We start from the raw sequence: 23,901 nt of genomic DNA on the forward strand, positions 1-23,901 counted from the left end.
ATCTCTGTCGCCTGGCCGGTTTTGGTATCATACTCAACAAAGTTGCATATCATCGCGCCGGTTCCGGTGTCCTGATAGCCAAACGCGCCAGCATAAATTTTGTCATCATAGATGGACATTGCCTTCACATAGTCTCCTACAACCAGGTTCTTTGCCAGCTGTTCCAGCTTGTCTGTCTTCACATTGTAACGGATCAGCATGGCATTGGGATAGGTGCCGAAATAGTAGTTTCCCTCCGAGTCAAACACACCCTGGTGCATCACAGCGGTCTCCGCTGTCCCGTCATGTTCAATCCTGCCATAGCATTTCAGTTCGTCGGTTTTTGGATCATAGCGGAAAAACAGTGTGTTGGACTGGGTAGCGATGTTAACCACTCCGTCCGGCCCCACGTCCACCGCATAGGCCACTTTTGCCGTATAATTGTATGTGCCGCCGTTGTAGGGCAGCTCTGCCTCCAGGTAATGGGTTGCCAGCACCTGTTTTGTATCGATGTTGTACACGAAGAACAGGGCGGGCGGACCTGACGTCACCGCATAAAAAATGTTGTCCCCATCCTCGTTGACCACCGTGCTACACCCCAGGATCTGAATATCTCTCACCGGATATCCCAATTCCTCTGTCTCACCAACCTCCAGTTGGTTCAGCTTTGACGACTGGTATTCCGCCCCGGCCACAGGCAGGCATTGTGCCAGCACAACGATACCGAGCAGCAGTCCGACAGCCATCCGAAATTTCCTTCTCATAAAAGCCGGTTCCTCCTTCATTCTCTTCTTATTTTTTTAGTAAAACATAAAGAATAAAAGATGTCAATTTCCAAAGATGATAAAACATTCATTTTGTGAGATCAAATTCTTTGCCAGCTTCAGTCCTCCAAGCTGGAGGGCTGCTGGTTGGACTGCCGGTAATCTAGATAATTGAACCGGTTGCGGTACTGCTTAACCACATTTACAGGCAGACCGTTTTGAAAATATGTAAAATCCACCAGCTCCCCCGGCTTATCCTTCCAGACCGTTCCGGTATAATAAGCTTTCCCGTCGCATACCACTTTTACATAGACCGGATCACAGTCCGGAATCATATTGCGGTAACGATTCAGCCAGTATAACATATAGTCCTCTTTTGCATCGGAAGTCATCCGCTGAAGAAGGGGAAATTCGTCCTCTTCAAGCAGCAGCATAGCCAATCCCTCATGATCTTTCAGATAATAAGGCTCCGGCCACATACCGTCGGTCATCAGTGTCACCGCCTCAGGTCCTTGAGAGCTGTCATCGACTGTCCCGGCTGCGTCTCGGGGCAGGATATCCGCCGTCTGGGTTTCATGATTCCACCTGACATCCGCACCAAGCGATTCCCCAACAAACCGGACAGGGATCATTGTTCTGTCCCGCACAATCATTGGAGGAACATCCAATCCATACGCTTTTTCGTTCACATAGGCCGTCTTGCTGTCAATCACCAGCTTCACAGAATGTTTGCCCATTCTTCCCGTAACGGAACGAGCTGCACTGTCCCACACAACTTGAGCACCTAGCGCGTCAAAGACAGCGCGCATAGGGACCATAATCCGTCCTTCCACATTGACTGGGGGCACCTCCGGCCAGAGCAAGGTTCCGCCTATTCGGACCGATGGTGCCAGCATATTCTGAAATTTCTCCAGTTCACGGAGAGAATTCAGATCCGTCTCCTCCCGCATCAGATTTTTCGTATCCGTATTAAGCTCCATTCTCTTTTTCAGATATTGCATAGATTTCTCAGGCTTTCCGGTAAGTGCGCTTGCACAGGCCGCATTAAACAGAGCAAGCTCATTTTCCGGATTCCATTCAATCTGCCTTTCCAATGTTTCTAACGTCTGGACATATCGTTTCAGCTCATACTGGCTGACCGCCTTATTGAAATAGGCCTCCATAAAAGCAGGATTTTCTTGAAGCATTCGTTCTGCAAGGCTGATACATTCCTGATAGTTTCCTTCTTCCCGCAAACGATACATTTCATTGACCTCAATCAATACCGTTTCAAGATCTCCCGCAGAAACGCGAATTAAAATCAGAAACATGCCCAGCAGAAATCCCGCCGTTCTTTTAACCAAGCGTTTCGTCATAACAAGCACGCTCCCCGCCAATATATTTCGGCCGGGTTCTGGCACAGGTAAGATGCGCTTCCCCTATCTGCCGGACAGAAAGACGCACCGGAACCGCCACAGCTTGCAAATGCATGCCGATAAAGGTGTCGCCGATGTCCATCCCGGCCTGCCCCTTAATCTCCTCCACGGCAACGGGTGAAATCATATTACGGTAGGCCGTCGTGGCAAAAGAACCTCCCGCTTTCGGCTGTGGTACTGCATTGACAATGGGAAGCCCCCGCTTCTCGGCCGCTTCCTGTTCCAGAATAATGGCCCGGTTTAAGTGCTCACAGCACTGCGCCGCGAGATAAATTCCTTTTTCCTTCAAAACCGGATAGATACCCTCAAAAACCGCTTCCGCCGTTTCCAGACTGGATCCGGAACCAATACATTTTCCGGCGATTTCACTGGAAGAGCATCCCACTACCAGAATATCTCCTCTGTGAAGAGCGGCCTTCTCCAACAGCTCCTGCACCGCATTCCTTGCATCCTCTTTGATTGTTTTCATCTTATCATCTCCTATGTAACTAAATTAACACGCATGGGACATTCTGTCAATACACCAGTCTTTACAATTTCTCTTTAAGATAGTATAATGCAAAGCAAAGGACGGTGAAATCATGCAGAATATACATATCCTTGTGGTGGATGACGAAGCGGAAATTGCGGATTTGGTGGAATTGTATCTAGTGAACGAGGGATTTCGCGTCACTAAGTTTTACGATCCTGGAAAAGCCTTGGAGGCAATCAAAAATACAACCTTTTCCCTGGCCATACTGGACGTGATGATGCCGGATGTAGACGGTTTTTCTCTTTTGGGCGAAATCCGCAAGCTCCACACCTATCCAGTCATCATGCTGACCGCTAAAATAGAAAACATTGACAAGATTACTGGGTTAAACGCCGGAGCTGACGACTATATCACCAAGCCCTTTCACCCTCTTGAGATGACAGCACGGGTAAAGGCACAGCTGCGGCGTTATCTCAGATACAATGAGACCGCTGACTTACAGCAGGATATCATCGATTTCTCCGGTCTTATCATCAATCGCAAAACCCATGAGTGTACCCTTTACGGCAAGCCGCTCTGCCTGACGCCCATAGAGTTTTCGATTCTATGGCTGCTGTGCGAGAACAGAGGAAGGGTTCTCTCCTCCGAGGAGCTGTTTGAAAGAGTATGGGGCGAGAAATACCTGGAATCCAACAACACAGTGATGGTTCATATCCGGCGGCTGCGGGAAAAGATGCAGGAACCGCCCAGAGCGCCGAAGTTTATCAAAACGGTATGGGGGGTTGGCTATAAAATTGAAAAATGAACTGACTGCAAAACTAAACCGCCGTTTGTTTTATGAGATGGTGCGCAATTTTCTGGCAAGTTCTCTTATCCTAGCGGCAATCATCATTCTATGCGACACGGTATTCAACGACTTTCTCGCCATGGTTGTCAGCAGCATAGATCGGTCTCTTTATTACTTTTTTCTGGGCCATAAAATCGAATTTTTTATTGTGTTGTTTTTCATCATTGTGCTTTACACAATCAGCAGAACACTCCGGAAAACAACCGGATATATCGAAAAGCTGGTAAATTCCGTCGATACACTTCTAAAGAAGGATGATCTGCTCATTGAGCTACCGGATGATCTGAAGGACGTGGAGACGAAGCTTAATGAGATAAAGTTTGAAAGCCTGCGCAATGAGCGTGCAGCAAAGGAAGCGGAACAGCGAAAAAATGATTTGATTGTTTACTTGGCACACGACTTAAAAACACCTTTGACCTCGGTTATCGGCTATCTGACTCTTCTGAATGACGAGAAGGAGATTTCTCCCGAATTGCAGGAAAAATATCTCACCATCGCCCGCAAAAAATCGGAGCGTCTGGAGGAGCTCATCAACGAGTTTTTTGAGATTACCCGCTTTAATTTGCAGAGCATTACGCTGGAAAACAGCAGGATTCATTTGTCTCACATGCTGATGCAGCTGACAGACGAATTTTATCCCATGCTGTCGGAGAAGGAGCTTTCCATCCACACGGATATCTCTCCCAATTTGACTCTTTTCGGGGATGCCGACAAGCTGGCCCGGGTGTTTGACAACCTTCTGCGCAACGCCATCAGCTACAGTACGCCGGGAACCGCCATACAGGTTTCCGCCTCCCAAACAGCGGGGAATCTCTCCATCACTTTTTCCAACGAGGGACCGCAGATCCCGGAGCACCAGCTCAACAGCATTTTTGAGAAATTCTTTCGAGTGGACAGCTCCCGCTCCACCAAGACTGGTGGGTCCGGCCTGGGATTAGCCATTGCCAAGCAAATTGTGGAACTGCACCAAGGAAAAATCTCAGCCAGCAGCAATGCGCGGATAACCTCTTTTCATGTTCTTCTGCCAATTCAGCATTAGAGCGCGAAAACGGTGGATTTTTTTCATGCTATCAAACGTAAGAAAAAGTTAAGGTTTTGTACGGAAAAATGTAAAGTACAACTCCTTTCTCTCTGTTAAAATTTTTTACAGAGAGAAAGGAGTTTTTTCAATGAGAAGAAAACAGAAGAGAAAAATCTACCGCAACCGCAGGATTGTCATCTGCCTTTTTTTGTTTTTTCTGAGTTGTGCCATTGTGGCGGGAATACGCAGCTTTTCCGATATTTCCTCCAAACCATCTGCCGAAAAAGGTACAAATTCCAGTCTCAGCTATCAAACGGTTGAGAAAAAAACACAGGACATTCACAGCGGGGATCTGGTGCTTGTCAACAATAAAACAGAATACAAATTTCCCGAAAACAACCGCTTAAAATCCGTATTCAATCTGAAAAACAATGATTATCAGGTCAAGGACAAGGACGTGCTGCTGGTCGAGCAGATCATGTCCCCTCTGAATCAAATGCTGTCAGACTTCCGAAAAGAGAAGGGCGAGAATGATTTGATTGTGATAAGTGGTTACCGTACCAAAGAGTATCAGGCAGGTCTTCTGCAACAGCGAATCAAAGAAGACGGCGCTGCAGAAGCTGCCAAATGGGTTGCCCAGCCCGGCGGAAGCGAGCACCATACTGGATACGCCCTCGATTTCGGTATATACACTCGTTCCGGAAAAAGCGAGGATTACACCGGACAGGGAAAATACGGCTGGATCAACGAAAACTGCTGGAAATATGGCTTTATCGTCCGCTATCCCTCCGATAAGACGGATTTGACCGGCATATTATATGAGCCCTGGCATTTCCGCTATGTAGGGCTTCCCCACGCCGCGACCATCCGCGAAAAAGGCTTCTGTCTGGAGGAATATATCGATTATCTCCGGCAATTTCCTTACGATGGAGAGCATCTGCAAGTGACCGCTGAAGGGAAGAGTTATGAAATTTATTTTGTCAAAGCAGATGGCAAAAAGACAAAAATTCCGGTACCGAAAAACAAAACATATAACCTTTCCGGAAACAATACAGATGGTTTCATCGTCACTGTTACACTGTGATAAGGCGTAGAACATAAAAACGGCGCGGTTGCCTCTATGCACCGCGCCACAGCTTTCAATAAGAGGACATTGCTCCCGAATACACCCATTCAGCGGGAGATTATACTCCCGCTGAAGAAAGAAAGTAGTTTCCCTCGCCGGAAAAAGGCGGAAAACATCTTTCTTTCCGTTATTTTTCTCAATTTTTCTGTTTCTTTTCGGAAACCCAGTAAATTGTCAGCAGCGTTCCCATCAACAGAACAGCTGCGATTCCTAGACCCAGCCATCCGTTTCCAGTCAACCCTGCAATGATATAGCCGATAAAACAGCAAGCCGCCACGATAAGGGCATAAGGCATCTGGGTGGAGACATGTTCAATATGATTGCAATCCGCACCCGTGGACGCCAGAATCGTGGTATCCGATATCGGAGATACATGATCCCCGCAGACAGCTCCCGCAAGAATTGCAGCAACGGTGAGTACCAGCATCTGGCTGATCTCACCCGGGAAGACGGCGACGGCGATAGGAATCAGAATACCGAAGGTTCCCCAGGAAGTACCAGTTGCAAAAGCAAGCCCAAGAGAAATCAGGAAAAACACTGCCGGCAAAATTCCGATCCCGATGCTGGAATTGGAAACCAAGGTGCTGACATAACCGCCCGCATCCAGATAATTTTCATTACAGATACCGCTCAATGTCCAGGCCAGCGTAAGAATCAAAATTGCCGGAACCATTGCCTTAAACCCCTCTGGAATGGCTTCTGCAAATTCTTTAAAGGTGATAACCTTTCTAGGAATGTACAGCAAAAAGGTGATAATCAGGGTAAAGAAAGAGCCCAGAACCAAGGATTTTGCCGAGTCGCAGTTTGCGAAGGACTCTGTAATGGAGTTTCCTTCCAAAATACCGCCGGTATACAGCATAGCGCTAATGCAAAGCACAATCAAAACCCCAATCGGAATCAGCAGATCAAATACCCTTCCCTTTCCGCCAGCACTTTTTTCATTCGCCTCACAGTCCTCTTCAATCTCTTTTTGATGAATTGTTTCATAGCGCTTCATCGGCCCGAAATCAAATTTTGATACGATCAAAAACAGCATCATCAGGATGGTGAGCAAAGCGTAAAGATTAAAGGGTATGGTATGCAGAAACAGGTTGAAGCCGTCGATGGAAGAGCTCTCCGGCAAGGAGGAACCCACCGCCGCAGCCCAGCTGGAAATTGGTGCAATGATACAGATCGGCGCCGCAGTGGCATCGATCACGTAAGCCAGCTTTGCGCGGGTAATTTTATATTTGTCGGTCACAGGCCGCATAACCGTTCCCACCGTCAGGCAATTGAAATAATCATCCACAAAAATCAATGCGCCCAGGCCACAGGTGGAGAGCAAGGCTCCTCTTTTGGAACGGATGGATTTCGCCGCCCACTCCCCGTACGTCTTAGACGCACCAGACTTGGACAGCAGGGAAACCAAAATCCCCAAAAATACCAGAAATATTACAATGTTGATATTTCCCGAAACCTTTTCCCCCATCACCTCAAAAGTCGTTTCCGTCGCGCGCAGAAAATGAAAATCTGTGAAGAACAGCGCGCCCGAAAAAATTCCAACCAACAGGGAAAGGTAAACCTCCTTTGTCAAAAGCGCCAATCCAATTGCTATAATGGGCGGCACCAATACCCAAAAAGAACCTTGGAGCATAAAAGTCTCCTGCATTTTATTTCCCCCTCTTTTGTTATTAATTACAAAGCCTGAAAGAAGCTTGTTCCCGCTCAGGCTTTGCGGATTACTTTTTTACAGCTTCCGCGATTGCATCCCCGCTCAGCCGGTAGTTTGTCCATTCCGACATCGGAACAGCCCCCATGCGCAGATAAAATTCAATGGACGGCTGATTCCAGTCCAGACATGTCCACTCCATTCTCTGACAGCCTCTGTTTACCGCCTCCTGTGCCACGGCCTGAAACAGCTTTTTCCCGATCCCTTTTCCCCTTGCTTCCGGCAAGACGAAAAGATCCTCCAGATATAAGCCTGTCCTGCCCACAAAAGTGGAAAAATTCTCGAAGAAAAGGGCAAAACCAATCGGTTTTCCTTCCCACTCTGCAATAAAAACAGAGGCTGCCTTTCGGTCAAACACGAATTCTTCAAGGAGCTCCTTGGTAGCGGTTACACAGTCGGACATCTTCTCATAAGCAGCGATTCCTTTAATAAAATCAAGTACCAGCTGGGAATCCTTCTTCTCAGCTGCACGGATCTGAAAATTTTCCATCTCTTTCTATTCTTTCCCTTTCTCCAAATTAATTTCATTTTAATATAAATGAACCATTTTGACAAGATTTTTTTGTTTAAAATGCTAAATTTATCTTGAAATTTCATCTCTTACTTTGTCCGTTCTGGATAAAAATATATAAATAAAAGATTTCTCCTGTATTCATAGAGATTTCTTTCAGAAAAATGCAGCCGCGCTTCGCACGCTATTTTTTGAAACATGCAATTGCGCACAATTTCACACAGTTTCCCATGTTATAAAAATATCCCCCGCAAAAATGCGAGGGATATTTCTTATTGCATTCTATGATATTCTTCGAATTAATACATGCCGCCCATTCCAGGTGCGCCGCCTGCGGGCATCGGAGGTTCGGGCTGCGGAATATCGGTTACCAGACTTTCTGTGGTCAGAACCATAGAAGCCACGGAAGCCGCATTCTGCAGAGCGGAACGTGTCACCTTAGTCGGATCAACGATACCTGCCTCAATCATGTTCACATATTCTTCTTTCAGGAAGTCGAATCCCATTCCTTCATTGGAGGCTTTGATTTTGTCAATGATGACGGAGCCTTCCAGGCCGGCATTGACTGCGATCTGACGAATCGGTTCTTCCAGAGCTTTCAGTACGATCTGCACACCCGTCTTCTCATCGCCTTCCGCGCTGTTTAACAACTCGGAAACTGCCTTGGAAGCAGTCAGCAGAGCAACACCGCCGCCGGAAACAATACCTTCCTCCACTGCAGCCTTAGTCGCAGCCAGAGCGTCCTCGATTCTCAGTTTCATCTCTTTCATTTCTGTCTCAGTTGCAGCTCCAACTTTGATCACTGCGACACCGCCGGACAGTTTTGCCAGTCTTTCCTGCAATTTTTCACGATCGAAATCAGAGGTAGTCTCTTCAATCTGTGCTTTGATCTGGTTGATTCTTGCTTTGATTGCATCGGAATCACCTGCACCGTCAACAATGATTGTATTTTCCTTCTGAATTTTAACCTGTTTTGCACGCCCCAGCTGTTCCATTGTGGTCTCTTTCAAGTCCAGACCAAGCTCTTCGGTGATAACCTGGCCGCCGGTCAGAATTGCGATATCTTCCAGCATCGCTTTTCTTCTGTCACCAAATCCTGGCGCTTTGACAGCAGCAACGGTAAAGGTTCCTCTCAAACGGTTCACCAACAGAGTTGCCAGTGCTTCGCCTTCCACATCCTCGGCAATGATAACCAGTTTCTTACCAGTCTGCACAATCTGCTCAAGCAGGGGTAGAATTTCCTGGATATTGGAGATTTTCTTATCTGTGATCAAAATGTATGCGTCATCAATGACTGCTTCCATCTTCTCTGTATCGGTTGCCATGTAAGGAGAAATGTATCCGCGGTCAAACTGCATGCCTTCCACAACGTCGGAATAGGTTTCGGCCGTTTTGGATTCCTCAACGGTGATAACACCATCAGCAGTTACTTTTTCCATTGCTTCCGCAATCAGGGAACCAACCGTCTCATCTGCAGCAGAGATCGCCGCAACTCTTGCGATGTCCTCTTTGCCTTTGATTTTCTGAGAGTTTGCTTCGATGGATTTCACCGCGGCGTCAACTGCTTTTTTAATGCCCTTTTTCACGATCATAGGATTTGCGCCTGCAGCCAGATTTTTCAGTCCTTCCCGGATTAAAGCCTGTGCCAGCAACGTTGCTGTTGTAGTACCATCACCGGCGATATCGTTTGTCTTGGTCGCAACTTCCTTGACAAGCTGTGCACCCATGTTTTCAAAGGGATCTTCCAATTCGATTTCTTTTGCAATGGTAACACCGTCATTTGTGATAAGAGGAGAACCAAATTTTTTATCTAATACAACGTTTCTGCCTTTGGGACCCAGTGTAATTTTTACAGTATCAGCCAGCTGGTTGATCCCGCTTTCCAGTTTCTTTCTTGCTTCTTCGGAAAATGTAATCTGTTTAGCCATTCTATATTACCTCCTTGTTTCATTTCAAATTATTCAACAATTGCCAGAATATCATTCTGCCGGACAACAATATATTCCTCTTTGTCCAGTTTTACCTCTGTGCCGGAATATTTGCTGGTGATAACCTTGTCGCCGACTTTCACTTCCATCTTCACTTCTTTGCCATCTACAACCCCGCCTGGACCTACTGCAATCACTTCTGCCATGGACGGTTTTTCTTTTGCGTTGCCGGGAAGGACGATGCCGCTGGCTGTCGTTTCTTCCACTTCAACTGTTTTCAATACAACTCTGTCGCCTAATGGTTTTAATTTCATTTGAACTACCTCCTGTATAGATAAATATAAATTTTAACAATGTTAACCAAAATGTTAGCACTCATCATCGTTGAGTGCTAACATTATAATAACCATTTGGTTCCTTTTTTTCAACCGTTATTTTCCTGAAATAATTGCTGTTTTTTCATAAAAAATCTTTTCTTGCTCATGTTTTCTTTTATTTTCTTCACTTTTCATTTAAAATCAAAGAAACCGTACGATATCCGAGAGTTTCCGCTTTGGAACATGAATCGCACCGTGCTCATCCATATAGTATTTGACATCGCCGTTTTCCATCTCTGTCGCTTCGGACTCTTGTGCTTTATATCCCATAGCTATCACCGAATGGATCTCCTGGCCTTCCGGAATTCTGACAATTCCCGCAAGCGTTTTTCGATCCACCGAGCCAATCCAGCACGTGCCGATTTCATCATCCTCTGCGGTCAGCAGGATATTCTCAATGGCAGCCGACGCATCGTTGTCTGCATCCTTCCGCACAGCGGTATCCACCAGGACGACAATATATGCCGTGGGCTTCTCCCCCTCCTTCGGTGTTCCGTGAGGTGCAATATAAGCCGCCCATTTGGTTGTCCTAAATACCTCCTCCAGCAAGTTTTTGTCTGTCACCACCACATATTTCAGCGGCTGCAGGTTTGCGCCCGAGGGAGCCAATCTTGCGGCATTGATCATTTTCACCAGTTTTTCCTGCTCGATGGGCTGCTGGGTAAATTTTCTTATGGTTCTCCTGTTTAATATAGACGTATACGCGCTCATTTATTCCACCTTGCCTTTCTTTTTTATCATTTTTTCTATACTTCACTTTTCCTCCTCAATATTTTCACCAAAGCAATTTCTGCAACAAAAATTTATTTCAAATAATGTAAAGAAGCGAAATAATGAAAATATCTTTTTTTCTGAGGTTCAATCATGTCAGAAGAATTCACAAAATCTATAAATTCCGTTTCTGTCATCCATTTATAACCTTCTGTTTCATTTTCCTGTAACGCAACTGAATTTTTATCACAATCAACCATACAAATAAAAGAATAAAAAATGCAATGCTCCTCATCGCATATTTTATGACCTATCTCAACAAATTCATCACAAAGGATACCTGTCTCTTCCTCTAATTCTCTTTGAATACACTGCATTTTATTTTCACCGATAAGTGCAGAACCTCCTGCTGTCGCTTCAAAATACCCTGGATAGTCTGGCTTGGATACCGCTCTTTTCATGCATAAATAACTGCCGTCCACATGTTTTACCAGAACCTCACAAACTAGATGATAGAGTCCATTCGGTATCTGTTTTCCTCTTGTAAGTGTTTCACCGGCAAGCTGGCCGTCTCGTGTATAGGCATCCCATTGCTCCATTTTGTCCCTCCTATCCATTTCCTATTTCAAAACACATTTCATCGACACTATAGTATCGGAAAATCAATCCTTTGTCAATCACACAAAAATCACAGAATGATGTATAAAAAAGAAATTTCTGTCAAATATATAACTAAATTAAGATATCCCCGCCTCTGCAGACGGCGGGTTCCACTTCATTTTTCTCAGCGGGGGTTGCAATCCCCGCTGAAAACGTTGAATGACGGGACGGAAATCCCTTATTGAAGTAAAGATTGATCAAACCAAAAAAGAAAGGAAAAAAACAGATGGAAAAAATTCAGGGAACGCAAACCGAAAAAAACTTATGGAACGCCTATGCGGGGGAATCCATGGCCACCAATAAATATCTGTATTTTGCAGAAGCCGCACGCAAGCAAGGATATCAGCAGATGGCCGAAATATTTGAGGAAACCGCCATCAATGAGCGTGCGCATGCCAAGCTATGGTATGAGATACTCTCCACCATCGGTACCATCAAGGAAAACCTTCAGGTGGGGATTGAAGGGGAACACGGAGAATGGTCAGAAATGTATCCTGTCTTCCAGCAGCAGGCGGAAGAAGAAAACCTTCCCCAGATTGCCGCCTTGTTTAAAATGGTCGCAGATGTGGAAAAAACACATGAACAGCGTTATCAGGCTCTGCTGGACAATATCAACGGTGACACGGTCTATCAAAAAACTAACAGCACCACCTGGGTCTGCCGTAACTGCGGTTATGTGCACGAAGGTCCTCAGGCACTGGAGAGTTGCCCTATCTGCAAAAAACCAAAGGCCTACTTCCAGATCAAAGCCACAAACTATTAAACAAAATTAAGTCCGCTTCGTATATTATCTCTCCGGAACATACCATTGCGTATAGTGTCCGGATTCATTAAGGAACTTTCGTCCCGTTATTTAACATTTTCAGCGGGGATTATAATTCCCCGCTGAAAAAATGGAGCTTCTCCTGCCGCTTGCAGAGGCAGGAGATATCTTCCTTTCGTTATAAAACAGTATAGGAAGCAGACTTATTATTTTAAAAATTGAAAAAAATTAATTATGATTGACATTTATTCTTGAAAATGATATAGTAACAGCACCTAATGCAATCGATAGCATAAGAAAAGAGACGATAAAATGAAAAGAACATCTATATATGATGTGGCCAAAAACCTCAATATAAGTGCTTCAACGGTCTCGCGGGTTCTGAATAATGACAAGAGGATCAGTGAAGCAACAAAGAAAAAAGTCTTGCAGGAACTAAAGCGCATTAAATATATGCCCAACCAGTATGCAAAAAATCTTAAAAATATGGAAAATAAGAATATAGGTATTTTTTATACCAATCACGTTCACGAAAAGATAACGCCTATACATATGAACGAAAAAATATGCGGTATCTGCAGTGAAATTGAAAAGGCAGGATACAATGCGTCCCTTTTTATCCGGGACTATAAAGAAGAAGATATCTGGGATATTGTCATGAAAAATAACCTATGCGGGATTCTTTCGCTCGACCGGTTTGATATTGAGATGAGCAAAAATATTATGGAATACAAAATCCCGCATGTCCAGGTTAACTGGCATAACGACGCTCTGCCCCCGGATAGCTATGTTTCAGTTGAAAATGATGCCGGGCAGGCCATACATATTTTGCTGGAGCATCTGTATCAGCAGGGTTACAGGGAAATCGAAGTGCTTTATCATCATGACACACCTCTAAATGACGAAAGGGCATTCCATGCCATCGATTCGTTTAAAAAAGGAAAAAAAGATATCTCAATTATCGTCACAAAAAGTGAAATTGACTTCATCAATCCCCAGAAGAAAGAATATCAAAAGCAGTTACAAAGACATTTGGAGCAAGGGCTTAAAAGAGCTTACCTATGTACCTATTATGAGCACGCCTATTGGCTTCTGGATTTTGCAATGAAAAAAGGATTGCGGATTCCTGATGATATTGCAGTCGTTACACAGAATTATGATGACATTTTTTCGCTCTTCCATCCCATTATGACCGGAACCAAGCAATTACTCTATGAAATCGGCAGTATGGCAGCAAAAAAGCTTCTCTCTGTCATCCAGGGAAATCAGGAAACTACTGTTTTTGTCACTCCTGAACTTTACATAGGAGAAAGTAGCTGATGTTTTACCGCATAATGCAATCGATTGCATATATAGTGCAATTTGTTATACAAAATATCAAATCAAGGAGGATTACCATGAAAAAATTATTCGCAATTCTGCTTACCCTAGCATTGGGATTAATCAGCCTGCCCGCCCTGGGAGCAGAAGAAACCAGCATGTTCTCTAAGGCAACCTGGTCCCAGCCGGAGAATTTGGGGCAACCGTTACGAAATGTGACCATACTCAACAGCTGCACAACAATGGAGGATGGACGTCCTGTTTTAGTTGCGGCATCTGTCGGCACACCGATGAAACTGAATATCCTTGATCTGGAAAGTATGCAGCTTTTGAGGACATTCGATGTCGATGTCGGCCACACGGTGTGGACCCATGCAGCGGATTCCAAGGGAAATGTTTATTTTGCGGGCTATGTCCATGCCGAACTGTACAAATACTCCCCTGCGGATAAGAAGGTCACTAATCTGGGAAGCCCTTCAGGAGAATATGCAGTCAGTCAAATCGCTATCGACGAACAGGACAACGTTTGGATGGGAACCTATCAAAACGCAAAACTGATCAAATATGATCCAAAAACCAACAAAATGACTGATTATGGAAATCAAATTAAGGACAGCGACTACTTCAAGTCCCTTGTCTATCTCAACGGTTATTTTTACGGCGGCGGCATGGGGCAATCCAATCCCGAGTTTGTGAAGATCGACGCCAAAACTATGAAAAAAAAGGTTATCGCGCCGCCGAAGCTGAGTCAGGGAACCGTCAAAACCTATTACTCTGGAAAAGCCGTCGGGGATAAGATCTTTATCTGGTGTGAAGGCGTTGGAAGAACCGACACTTTTTATGTTGTTCTGGACACCAAAACGGACACCTGGGTGGAAGGAGAAATCAGCAATGCAAACGGCCTCTATCCCAGCGGTGAGATTGACGGCTTTGCTTATCTGACAACGATGTCCGGAAATGTAAAATTCGATTTAAAAACAAACGAAGTTTCTCTTACCAGTGTGAATACCGGCTCCATGCGCGGGGGAGATCTGGTGACATTAAAGGAAAATGCAGATTTTAAAGGACTAACCTATGCTGTAGCAACCTTCGGCGGCGACGTTATGCTGGTGGATTTTCCGAATAACAGAATGAAGCTTTACCCCGGCGTATTGCAGGGATCCAATTCAAAAATATCCGCAATGCTTGTCGATGGGGATAAGCTGTACGCCTCGCCGATGATCGGAGGAGAAGGCGCACAGTTTGATCTCAATTCCAAAACCGTGACGAAAAAATATAAAATCGGCCAATCCGGTTCGATTGTGAAATATGGCGGGAAAATCTATTTTATGGACTATCCTTCCTGTGACTTGAAGGTGTATGATCCGAACGGCTCAGAAAATCCAAAGATCCTTTTCTCCCTGCTGGAAACCCACAGGCAGAGCCGCCCCAACACCATGATCGTTGCCGGAGATAAGCTTGCCATCGGCACGATTGCGGACTATACCATCACTCAGGGTGGCGTCGCTATCTATGATCCAGCGACAAACGAGATGGAATTTATTGAAATGGTAAAGAACCAGAGCATCACAGGACTTGCTTATAAGGATGGTATCCTCTATGCTTCCAGCACGGTTTACGGAGGCCTCGGTTCGCGGCCGGTAGAGACGGAGGCAAAAATCGTAAAATACGATATGAGGACAAAACAGAAGCTGTATGAAGGCACTCCAGATATTGCTGCTTCCGGCGACCTTCGGATGTTTGGAGGGCTTGCCGTTGGACCGGACGGAAATATCTGGACTGTTGCGGATGGCTTGATATTTGCCATGGATCCGGAAACCTGCAAGGTAGTCAAAGAAAAAAATATACTGGGTTTTGACTTTAACCGGTACACCAATTCCACCACCCCCTTCGCAATCAAATTTGACAGTCAGGGAATTTTATATGCGTCGCCGAGAAACCAGCCGCATGCCATCGACCCCTATACCCTTGCATATAAGGATCTGTCCGGCGGCGTGCCAAACTGCGAAAAGCTGGAGATATCCGGAGACAGCATCTATTTCAATAATGAGATGACTCTGTATCGTGTAAAACGTACGGACGCGTTTGCACCCGGCAAAGACAACGAGGAACCGTTCCGTGATACCGTCAATTTATTGGTCGGAAGCAAGAAAGCACTTGTGAACGGTGAGAAAAAAGAGCTCGATGTCCCTGCCTTTACGGAAAACGATCGAACTTTGGTGCCAGTCAGATTTATTTCTGAAAGCTTCGGCGCCCAGGTCGGCTGGGAAGAATCGACCCAGACTGCCACGGTTTCAATAGATGGGATCGAAAGCAGAGTTGTAATTGGAGAAAATCAGATTACTGTGAACGGACAGCAAAAAGACATGGACACTGCCGCAGTGACAAGAAATGACCGGACAATGCTGCCGCTCCGCGTCATCTGCGAATCCATCGGCAAAAAAGTTTTTTGGGATGACCGGGGACTGATCGTAGTTGGCGACACCGTTCCGGAACAAGGAAAAGACAACAGCTATATTGAAAAAATGATTCAGGAATTAAAGTAAAAAGGAAGTTTAATGTGAAAAAGAGAATATCAGTATTATTATGCTTCTGTATCATGCTAAGCATGATACCTCAGACAGGATATACCACGTCGGATTTAGGGTTAGGTACGATATCGGAACCTTTTAAGATTCCTATAACAGAAGATTTCGCAGTCGGCGGGGATATGTCAAAGAAAAACCATGGGGAATACACATCAAATGCAAATAGCGGTACCGTATATGTTCTAGCAAAATTAGATTTAAACCATATCCCAGCAGAAGCCGTTTTAGAGGGAGCGAATGTGGAATTTTCGTTGCATACCGCAAACAGTAATACCTCGCTGTATGCCAAGACATATATTACGAATATGGACTGGACAAATACCATAACTTCTGCGGAAATTAAAGATAACATCGAATCCAGTGACGAAACGGTATTTGTTAAAAAACAAAGACATGTGAAAGGAGTAGGCGACACCTTATCCCATATCAATGTCACTTCAAAATTAACTGCTGATATGTTGGACAACACCAAACATCAATCTCTAACACTGATTTATGAATTTCATTCTTCCAGTACCCAATGCTACTATTTCGGGAAAGAATATATCGGTGGTTTCTCCGCGGGTTGTGACAGCGTACATGAAAAACCATACGTTACAATCCGCAGTGGATATACAGGCTCTGGAACAGACACGAACCCTTATCTTTTACCGGCCGTGAACAGCACTTTGATTTCAGCAGCCTCTGTATCGGTGAGTGAATATTTCAATAGGTACCAGATGACTTCATCCAGAAAGAAAACTTACGGGTTAATCCAAGTGAATTTGAAACAGATACGGCAGGCAAATCCGGGTCAGGACATCAAACTAGACTTGAATGCTTTGATATCAACCGGAGGCAAAGTGGGTGGAGTCTACGCAAATTATTATATTACTGACGCTCTCTGGGAAACCGGCATTACCCTTTCTCAGGTAGAAGCATTGATTTCCGGTTCCAGTAAAACGAAAGCTACAGCCTTTAACCTCGTACAATATAATGGAGTAAATTACAGAAGGGAGTTTCCTTTGGGTACGATTCCCGCTTCTATGAAAGATCTGATAACGGTCATAATAGGCTTATCTGAACAACCTGCCGTCCATTTTCATGGACATGACGCAAATAATGAATTCAGAGATAAATGGAATTCCCGTGCTTATTTCAAAGGTTTCATCACCGAACCCTCAGCAAAATCAATTGCACAGCTTAAATATCTACCCTACGAGGATTTGGGACAGCCGATCAAATCGACTTCTCTTATCCAAGGAACAGTAAGTTTGGAAGACGGAAAGCCGATTGGCTGCACCACCGCATCCGGAACACCGGCAAAATTTAATGTGGTCGATTTAACAACGGGAAATTTACTGCGCAGCTTCGAGGTAGAAGGTAAAGTTTTCTGGAGCCACGCCGTAGACTCAGAAGGAAACGTATTCTTCGCAGGATATTCTAATCCTGTTCTGTACAAATATTCTCCAGCGAATAAACAACTGTACAACTTGGGGAGCGTTGGGGAATCGGCTGTCTGCCAGATCGCCATTGATGAAAAAGACAATGTCTATCTAGCCACTTATCCAAACGCAAAAATCATCCAGTATGATAAGGAAGGCAACAAAATTGACTGGGGCAGACAGCTTCGAAACAGTTACTTCAAATCCCTCGCCTACCACAACGGCTTTCTGTACGGCGGCGGAATGGAGAATGGTGATCCTGAATTTTACAAAATTAATACGAATACCCGGGAAAAACAACTCATTCCTCCTCCGGAATCATTAGTGGGAAAAATCACTAGCTATTACTACGCAAAGACTGTGAGGGATAAAATATTTATCTATACAGAAAAAACAGATGCAACGACTTCTTATCTTATCTTTGATACAGTAACCGGTGCCTTCCTGGACGAAGAAATCATTACAAAGTGGGGCCTGTGCCCTACCCCCGAAATTGACGGATATACGTATATCAGTGGCCCTTCGGGCAGTATACAATACAATTTGGATACCGGAGAGAAGAAAACTGTACCAACCAGCGCATGGACGATACGCGGTGGCGGCGTTATTACGCTTGAAAACAATCCGGAATTCCCAAACCCTGTGTTTGTTAATTTTGACTGGTCCGGATTTGTCACTCTGATAGACTATAAGACGGGTAAAAGAATGAACTATCCTAAAAATATGGAAGCGGTCGGAACAGAAATCGTCGGTATCTGCCCTGCTGACGGATATGTTTATGTATCGGGTTATATGGGACCGACTTCATCCAAATACAATCCAGAAACCAAAACGGCAGATGTTTCGTTTGATATGCAGCAATGCAACCCGATTGCTGAAATCGGGGGCAAGATTTATTATGGAGCCTATCCCAATGCTGAGCTTTGGGTCTTTGATCCGCATTTGCCAGCTATACAGAATGAAAATCCAAAGAAATTATTTTCCCTTCATGAGGATTATAAACAGAACAGGCCGATGACGATTATTGAAGCAGATGGTAAAATTGTGATGGGCGGTATTGCAAATTATACGCTCCTTCAAGGAGGTTTTGCTGTTTATGACCCAGTTACAGAAGCATTAGAGTTTGTTAACGCCCCACAAGATCTAAGTGTAACCGATTTGGCTTATAAGGACGGAAAACTCTATGGCTCCACCACAATATACGGAGGACTTGGAAGTACACCTGTTAAAACATCAGCGCAGCTGTTCAAATATGACCTGGAAGATAAAACTATGGAATGGGGTAAGGAGCTTATTATTGGCGATTATGAAAAGCCAAAAATGTTCGGCGGACTGGCATTTGGTTCAGATGGACTTTTATGGTCTGTTTCTCAGGGACTGGTATTCGGATTAGATCCTGAAACCGGTGTTGCACAGAAAATATTGAATGTCAACGGATATACCAATTCTCCGGTTAGCTGGGTTCCTTATGGCGTTGAATTTGACAGCGACGGTTTTTTATATGTAGCGGCACATGGCAGATTATTTGTCATCGATATTCAAACAATGGAATATAAGAATATCGCACCGGACTTGACAGGTGTTAATCAATTAAGTCTTGCAGACGATGGCAAAACAATTTATACATATAAAAACGATAAGCTTTACCGTGTGAAAAGGGATATTCCTGAATCTTAGCAATATGCCTCTCGCAGAATAATTCTGCGAGAGGCATATATTTTTGAAATATAATATATCTGATTACAAGCTTATATCCCCCTCTTTAATAATCCGATTTATTTGTTGTAATTTGCAGAAATTTATGATAAAATAACGATAAAAGTACATGCTTATGCAGAATTAAGGAGGAATACTTGTGGTTAAAAAATTAATTTCGACAATCGCCGCTGTTACGCTGCTGTTCTCCACCTTTGTGATCGGATTTGGCGCGTCAAGCTTTTCTGATTTGGATGAGACAAAATACAGCTGGGCGATCCAGCAGATTACCGCAATGGCGCAAAAAGGTATTATAAACGGTTATCCGGACGGTACCTATATGCCGGAAAACAAAGTGACGCAGAATGAAATGATGCTCTTAATCGCCAGAATCCTCGGTTCCAGCGATTCAGTATATGCAGAGCACAAGGACGAGATCAAGGGCCTGTATGCGGAGGATCTCTCCGGTCTTACCCTTCCTTATCCCTATGAGGTTTCCTTCCTTCTGTACAGAGGGATTCTGACACTTGACGAGGTGGAAAATATCGTCAACAACATTGGCATTAACCAACCGGTCAAACGTTATGAGGCTGCCATTTATCTGACAAAGGTGATGAACCAGTATGATTATGTCAGCGACAATTACGATTCCAATACCGGCTATTCGGATGAATCCAGCATTCCTACCAGTGCCAGGAAATTTGTGAAATATGTAAAAGATGAAGGGCTGATGCTGGGGATGACGGCAACCACTTTTGATCCCAACTATGATGTGACAAGAGCGCAGGCAGCTGTTCTTCTGTACCGTGCAATGGAAAAACAGAATATTATGTTTACATATGGCTCACTCTACAAAATATCTTCGGACAAGTTGACTCTGGAAGCCTCCAACGGTAAAACCACACAGTATGATATCAGCAGTCTGACCACGTTCGCCTTAAACGGGGAAACGGTCGACAAAGAAGAGTTGAAGATTGACGAAAATGTTATCGTTATGTTCCAGGACGGCATGGTCTTCCGTGTCGAAATGCTTTATGAGGCTCCCACCGTATCCAACACAGTAAAAGGTGAGGTTACCGCTGTCAACACGGGAGCTACCAATACGGTGAAGCTCATCGACCAGACAGACGGCGTCACAAAAACCTATCAGGCTCTCAGTACCTGCGAGGTTTATGTTGACGGTTCCAAGGCAACGCTTTCCGTGGTCCGTACGCGGGACTATGCAACCCTCTCTCTTGATGAAAATGATATCGTTATTCGAATTGATATTGAGGACAGCACCTCTGAATTTTCCGGCGGTACAATCGAATCCATTGAGCTGGAAAATGATTTGAAAGTAAAAATCAAACGAGACAGCGGTAAAACAGAGACCTATCTGACAAAATCGGAAGTCGTCATCAAGCGCAATGGCTCTGACGCTACTTTCCGCGATGTGGTAAAAGGCGATACCATTGTCCGGTGCGTCACAAATTACGGAAGGATTACTCGTCTGGAAGTAAAAAGTGAAATCGGCACACTGAATGGAAAGATCGAGGAAATTGTAATTTCCGCTGATCCAAGTGTTGTTATCTCCGGAAAACGCTACAGTCTCAATAAGAATATTAAGATTCTTGTGGACGGCGCAGAGGAAGATGTCTATTCCCTCCGTCTGGATATGTCCGCAAAAGTTACAACCGACAGCGGCACTGTCACAAAGATTGAGGTTTCAAAAGTCACCTCTGAGGTTGCACAGGTTTCCGGTAACGTGGAATCAGTCAATACCTCTTACGGATATATCAATCTGAAGCTGACCGACGGCACTACCAAACAGATTTTTGTCAACTCCAGAAATACGACGATAACGGATAATTCTACTGGAACCACAAAACGTCTGCAGGATATTAAACCCGGTGATTTTATCATCGTTGTTGGAAAATCGGTCAACGGTGCCTTTGAAGCACAAACCATTGTCATTGCAAATTAATTCAAAAGGGAACGGTTGACCGTTCCCTTTTCTTTATCATTATAACTAAATGAAGATGTCCCCCGCCTCTTCTATAGGCGGCGGGCTTCACTTCATTTTTTCAGCGGGGGTGCAATCCCCCACTGAAAACGTTGAATGACGGGACGAAAGTCCCTTATTGAACAAAATGAAATGCTTTTTGTACAGTGTGCGACAAAAGCCACGATACAAGCGTTTTAGCCTTGTGAAGCAGAAGCATATGAGCAAGGCTTTATCGTATGAAACCATCAAAGCGGAATACAATAGAAAAGGAACGGATCATGTATCAAAATATTTTTTTCGATTTGGACGGAACTCTGGTCAACACCGAGGAAGGAATTCAAAACGGTATCGAATATGCAAGAACACAATTGGATTTACCCAAACTGCCCTCCCCTATTCAAAAGAAATTCATAGGACCTCCCCTCCATTTGTCCTTTGAAACCTATTACGGACTGGATAGTGAAACCGCATTGGAAGCCGTAGCTATTTACCGACAGTATTACAATGAAAAAGGACAATTGGAATGCGCTCTCTATGATGGGATTTTACCCCTTCTAAACCAGCTGTGCCAAGCGGGTTTTCATCTCTATGTCGCTACCTCCAAACCCACAGTCTTTGCACAGTCCATTCTCAAATCTTTTCAAATTTCATCCTGTTTTCAAAAAATTCAAGGAAGCGTTTTAAAGAATCCCGCCTCCTCAGCAAAATCTGCTGTCATTGGCAGTTTACTTCATGAAAACAATTTGAAAAAATCCGAAACCCTCATGATAGGTGACACGAAATTTGATGCGGAGGGAGCTATGCAGACGGAAATTGATTTTCTTGCTGTGCTCTATGGTTTCGGCGAAGAAGACAGTTTTGCTCCATTTCCCCGCATAGGAACAGCACCGACTGTACAATCCATCGCGTCATTTCTAACAAACGGCCAAAGTATCAAAAAGTAAGGAGGATTTTGTTTGGATATTCAAATCGGCGATATTGTCACTCTCAAAAAACCGCATCCCTGCAAAAGCTATGACTTTAAAGTGCTTCGCACAGGTGCGGATATCGGCATCAAATGTCTGGGCTGCGGACACTATATGCTTCTGCCCAGAAATAAACTAACAAAAAGTATCAAAGCCATTAACCGGCAGCAGTAACAAAAACAAAAAAGATGGGGAGTCCCATCTTTTTCCTTTTTAAATTACAATTCCCCCGTTTGGACTCAGTACCTGCCCTGTAATAAAATTCGCTTGCTGTGAGGAAAGAAAATGAATTGCCTCCGCAATATCCTGCGGTGTCCCCAGTTTTTCCAAAGGGGTTTCCTCCCTGAGCTCCTGCAGGATATTTTCCTGCAAATGGGCATTCATATCCGTTGCAATCACGCCCGGCGCCACACAGTTCACACAAATACCGGAGGGGCCAAGCTCCTTTGCCAGTGCTTTTGTAAAACCGATGACCGCCGCTTTGGAAGCGGAATAATGTACCTCGCAGGAAGCGCCTGTCATGCCCCAGATAGAGGATATGTTTACAATCTTACCCTTTTTTTCATGAATCATGCCGGGCAGAACAGCTTTCGTCACCAGATACATCCCCTTGACATTGACATCAAACATCCTATCCCAGTCTTCCTCTGTAATATCGGAGAACAGTTTCTGTTCCGCAATGCCCGCATTATTGATCAGCACATCGATTTTTCCAAAAGCATTCAGAGCCTTCTGTACCATATGCTCCACATCCCTTGCTTTTGAGATATCCGCCCGGCAAAGAAGCACTTCCGTCTTCAGTGATTCCCTCAGTGCTCTTATTTTTTCTTCATTTTTCTGGTAATTTAGAATCAGACGACAGCCATCCTGTGCAAATCTTTTTGCGGCAGCCGCGCCAATTCCGCGGGAAGCGCCGGTAATCAGAACTGTCTGTTTCAAAGATTTTTCTCCTGCCTTTCCACACGTCTTGTGCAAGGCGTGTCTTTATCATATGCAATAATGACCGATTTTTTGAGTTTTCAATCCACATGCCTCATGCGAGGCGTGACTGCGAAGAAATCTTATCGCGCAAAACATATGAGATTTCAATCCACACGCCTCATGCGAGGCGTGACTGGTTTTGTAACCATAGAGCACATCCATAGACAATTTCAATCCACACGCCTCATGCGAGGCGTGACATGCAATGACCCATTTTGGTCAGACGGAAGCAATATATTTCAATCCACACGCCTCATGCGAGGCGTGACCGCAGGAAGGAGACTACTATCTTACCACAATGGATTTCAATCCACACGCCTCATGCGAGGCGTGACTTAACGATCATTTCTTCGTCCTCCCCATCAAACCATTTCAATCCACACGCCTCATGCGAGGCGTGACAACCAATCCAGACAATCCGCATCACTGGTTCAAGGATTTCAATCCACACGCCTCATGCGAGGCGTGACTGCTTGCCTACAAAAATCAGAATGGGGTTTCGCTATTTCAATCCACACGCCTCATGCGAGGCGTGACAACACCTTGCCTGACTGGAATCATTGACCTTTCTCCATTTCAATCCACACGCCTCATGCGAGGCGTGACCGGAAAAACAACCGCTTCGGATATGGAAACGAACCATTTCAATCCACACGCCTCAT

20 protein-coding genes and 1 CRISPR repeat array (1 of these 21 only partly in view) are annotated in these 23,901 nt (G+C 44.7%); of the genes, 10 read left to right on the forward strand and 10 right to left on the reverse strand.

The genetic code is table 11. The features are described 5' to 3' along the window. The 3 genes from KQI32_RS06275 to KQI32_RS06285 form a co-directional block, all read right to left on the reverse strand. Nucleotides 1–743, reverse strand: a 743-nt coding sequence (locus KQI32_RS06275; RefSeq protein WP_216424348.1) for a hypothetical protein, incomplete at its 3' end; no start/stop codon positions are given. A 119-nt stretch (nucleotides 744–862) separates the two neighbouring features. Beyond that, on the reverse strand, nucleotides 863–2,098 hold the full coding sequence (locus KQI32_RS13390; protein ID WP_253291088.1) for a stalk domain-containing protein: 1,236 nt from the start codon (nucleotides 2,096–2,098) through the stop codon (nucleotides 863–865). Beyond that, nucleotides 2,079–2,627, reverse strand: coding sequence for a TIGR01440 family protein (locus KQI32_RS06285; RefSeq protein WP_216424349.1), 549 nt, complete (start codon nucleotides 2,625–2,627; stop codon nucleotides 2,079–2,081). Before KQI32_RS06285 ends, KQI32_RS13390 begins: the two co-directional genes overlap by 20 nt. 112 nt (nucleotides 2,628–2,739) lie before the next feature. Between KQI32_RS06285 and vanR the strand changes: the two genes are divergently transcribed. From vanR to KQI32_RS06300, 3 genes are all read left to right on the forward strand, one after another. Then, nucleotides 2,740–3,435 carry a VanR-ABDEGLN family response regulator transcription factor gene (vanR, locus tag KQI32_RS06290; protein WP_216424350.1) on the forward strand — a complete coding sequence of 232 codons (696 nt, stop codon included), beginning with the start codon at nucleotides 2,740–2,742 and terminating at the stop codon, nucleotides 3,433–3,435. Then, complete coding sequence (locus KQI32_RS06295; RefSeq protein ID WP_253291089.1) at nucleotides 3,425–4,516, forward strand: cell wall metabolism sensor histidine kinase WalK; 1,092 nt, start codon at nucleotides 3,425–3,427, stop codon at nucleotides 4,514–4,516. The genes vanR and KQI32_RS06295 overlap by 11 nt, the downstream gene beginning before the upstream one ends. A gap of 130 nt (nucleotides 4,517–4,646) precedes the next feature. Next, on the forward strand, nucleotides 4,647–5,582 hold the full coding sequence (locus KQI32_RS06300; RefSeq protein ID WP_216424351.1) for a M15 family metallopeptidase: 936 nt from the start codon (nucleotides 4,647–4,649) through the stop codon (nucleotides 5,580–5,582). Between the two features lie 178 nt (nucleotides 5,583–5,760). On the opposite strand, the gene KQI32_RS06305 is transcribed toward KQI32_RS06300, so the two are convergent. The 6 genes from KQI32_RS06305 to KQI32_RS06330 all read right to left on the reverse strand — a co-directional run bounded on the left by KQI32_RS06305 (nucleotide 5,761) and on the right by KQI32_RS06330 (nucleotide 11,458). Continuing rightward, nucleotides 5,761–7,272, reverse strand: a complete 1,512-nt coding sequence (locus tag KQI32_RS06305) for a Na+/H+ antiporter NhaC family protein (RefSeq protein WP_253291090.1) — start codon at nucleotides 7,270–7,272, stop codon at nucleotides 5,761–5,763. Nucleotides 7,273–7,342: 70 nt separating this feature from the next. Then, on the reverse strand, nucleotides 7,343–7,822 hold the full coding sequence (locus KQI32_RS06310) for a GNAT family N-acetyltransferase (protein WP_216424352.1): 480 nt from the start codon (nucleotides 7,820–7,822) through the stop codon (nucleotides 7,343–7,345). A 320-nt stretch (nucleotides 7,823–8,142) separates the two neighbouring features. Then, a complete protein-coding gene (gene groL, locus KQI32_RS06315; RefSeq protein ID WP_216424353.1) occupies nucleotides 8,143–9,771 on the reverse strand; it encodes a chaperonin GroEL in 1,629 nt (542 codons plus the stop codon). Nucleotides 9,772–9,800: 29 nt separating this feature from the next. After that, a complete protein-coding gene (gene groES, locus KQI32_RS06320) occupies nucleotides 9,801–10,085 on the reverse strand; it encodes a co-chaperone GroES (RefSeq protein ID WP_177690144.1) in 285 nt (94 codons plus the stop codon). A gap of 204 nt (nucleotides 10,086–10,289) precedes the next feature. Continuing rightward, nucleotides 10,290–10,859: a nitroreductase family protein gene (locus tag KQI32_RS06325; RefSeq protein ID WP_216424354.1), complete on the reverse strand. Its 570-nt coding sequence runs from the start codon at nucleotides 10,857–10,859 to the stop codon at nucleotides 10,290–10,292. 92 nt (nucleotides 10,860–10,951) lie between these two features. Continuing rightward, nucleotides 10,952–11,458, reverse strand: coding sequence for an NUDIX domain-containing protein (locus KQI32_RS06330; protein WP_216424355.1), 507 nt, complete (start codon nucleotides 11,456–11,458; stop codon nucleotides 10,952–10,954). Nucleotides 11,459–11,745: 287 nt separating this feature from the next. On the opposite strand from KQI32_RS06330, the gene rbr reads away from it, so the two are divergent. The 7 genes from rbr (at nucleotide 11,746) to KQI32_RS06365 (ending at nucleotide 22,432) form a co-directional block, all read left to right on the forward strand. Further along, nucleotides 11,746–12,282: a rubrerythrin gene (gene rbr / locus KQI32_RS06335; protein WP_216424356.1), complete on the forward strand. Its 537-nt coding sequence runs from the start codon at nucleotides 11,746–11,748 to the stop codon at nucleotides 12,280–12,282. Between the two features lie 312 nt (nucleotides 12,283–12,594). After that, complete coding sequence (locus KQI32_RS06340; RefSeq protein ID WP_216424357.1) at nucleotides 12,595–13,602, forward strand: LacI family DNA-binding transcriptional regulator; 1,008 nt, start codon at nucleotides 12,595–12,597, stop codon at nucleotides 13,600–13,602. 77 nt (nucleotides 13,603–13,679) lie between these two features. Continuing rightward, complete coding sequence (locus tag KQI32_RS06345) at nucleotides 13,680–16,148, forward strand: stalk domain-containing protein (RefSeq protein WP_216424358.1); 2,469 nt, start codon at nucleotides 13,680–13,682, stop codon at nucleotides 16,146–16,148. A 14-nt stretch (nucleotides 16,149–16,162) separates the two neighbouring features. Next, the gene (locus KQI32_RS06350; protein ID WP_216424359.1) at nucleotides 16,163–19,291 is read left to right on the forward strand and encodes a hypothetical protein; all 3,129 of its coding nucleotides are present in this window, start codon (nucleotides 16,163–16,165) and stop codon (nucleotides 19,289–19,291) included. Between the two features lie 178 nt (nucleotides 19,292–19,469). Next, nucleotides 19,470–21,272: an S-layer homology domain-containing protein gene (locus KQI32_RS06355; RefSeq protein WP_216424360.1), complete on the forward strand. Its 1,803-nt coding sequence runs from the start codon at nucleotides 19,470–19,472 to the stop codon at nucleotides 21,270–21,272. Nucleotides 21,273–21,571: 299 nt separating this feature from the next. Beyond that, nucleotides 21,572–22,237, forward strand: coding sequence for an HAD hydrolase-like protein (locus tag KQI32_RS06360; RefSeq protein WP_177690134.1), 666 nt, complete (start codon nucleotides 21,572–21,574; stop codon nucleotides 22,235–22,237). 12 nt (nucleotides 22,238–22,249) lie between these two features. Then, nucleotides 22,250–22,432 (forward strand): DUF951 domain-containing protein, encoded by a 183-nt coding sequence (locus tag KQI32_RS06365; RefSeq protein WP_177690132.1) that lies wholly within the window; start codon nucleotides 22,250–22,252, stop codon nucleotides 22,430–22,432. A 39-nt stretch (nucleotides 22,433–22,471) separates the two neighbouring features. On the opposite strand, the gene ymfI is transcribed toward KQI32_RS06365, so the two are convergent. Then, nucleotides 22,472–23,197 carry an elongation factor P 5-aminopentanone reductase gene (gene ymfI, locus KQI32_RS06370; protein ID WP_216424361.1) on the reverse strand — a complete coding sequence of 242 codons (726 nt, stop codon included), beginning with the start codon at nucleotides 23,195–23,197 and terminating at the stop codon, nucleotides 22,472–22,474. A gap of 77 nt (nucleotides 23,198–23,274) precedes the next feature. Then, a CRISPR array of direct repeats spans nucleotides 23,275–23,901; the repeat unit is 33 nt; unit sequence ATTTCAATCCACACGCCTCATGCGAGGCGTGAC (it continues 482 nt past the right edge of the window).

The sequence above is a fragment of the Acetivibrio sp. MSJd-27 genome, assembly GCF_018918095.1.
Lineage (GTDB): Bacteria > Bacillota > Clostridia > UMGS1840 > HGM11507 > HGM11507.

Coding starts and splice junctions, on each gene's coding strand:
- KQI32_RS06345 (WP_216424358.1), top strand. CDS start 13,680: ATGAAAAAATTATTCGCAATTCTGCTTACCCTAGCATTGGGATTAATC.
- KQI32_RS06310 (WP_216424352.1), bottom strand. CDS start 7,822: ATGGAAAATTTTCAGATCCGTGCAGCTGAGAAGAAGGATTCCCAGCTG.
- KQI32_RS06330 (WP_216424355.1), bottom strand. CDS start 11,458: ATGGAGCAATGGGATGCCTATACACGAGACGGCCAGCTTGCCGGTGAA.
- KQI32_RS06340 (WP_216424357.1), top strand. CDS start 12,595: ATGAAAAGAACATCTATATATGATGTGGCCAAAAACCTCAATATAAGT.
- rbr (WP_216424356.1), top strand. CDS start 11,746: ATGGAAAAAATTCAGGGAACGCAAACCGAAAAAAACTTATGGAACGCC.
- KQI32_RS06285 (WP_216424349.1), bottom strand. CDS start 2,627: ATGAAAACAATCAAAGAGGATGCAAGGAATGCGGTGCAGGAGCTGTTG.
- KQI32_RS06305 (WP_253291090.1), bottom strand. CDS start 7,272: ATGCAGGAGACTTTTATGCTCCAAGGTTCTTTTTGGGTATTGGTGCCG.
- groES (WP_177690144.1), bottom strand. CDS start 10,085: ATGAAATTAAAACCATTAGGCGACAGAGTTGTATTGAAAACAGTTGAA.
- KQI32_RS06360 (WP_177690134.1), top strand. CDS start 21,572: ATGTATCAAAATATTTTTTTCGATTTGGACGGAACTCTGGTCAACACC.
- KQI32_RS13390 (WP_253291088.1), bottom strand. CDS start 2,098: ATGACGAAACGCTTGGTTAAAAGAACGGCGGGATTTCTGCTGGGCATG.
- KQI32_RS06325 (WP_216424354.1), bottom strand. CDS start 10,859: ATGAGCGCGTATACGTCTATATTAAACAGGAGAACCATAAGAAAATTT.
- KQI32_RS06300 (WP_216424351.1), top strand. CDS start 4,647: ATGAGAAGAAAACAGAAGAGAAAAATCTACCGCAACCGCAGGATTGTC.
- vanR (WP_216424350.1), top strand. CDS start 2,740: ATGCAGAATATACATATCCTTGTGGTGGATGACGAAGCGGAAATTGCG.
- groL (WP_216424353.1), bottom strand. CDS start 9,771: ATGGCTAAACAGATTACATTTTCCGAAGAAGCAAGAAAGAAACTGGAA.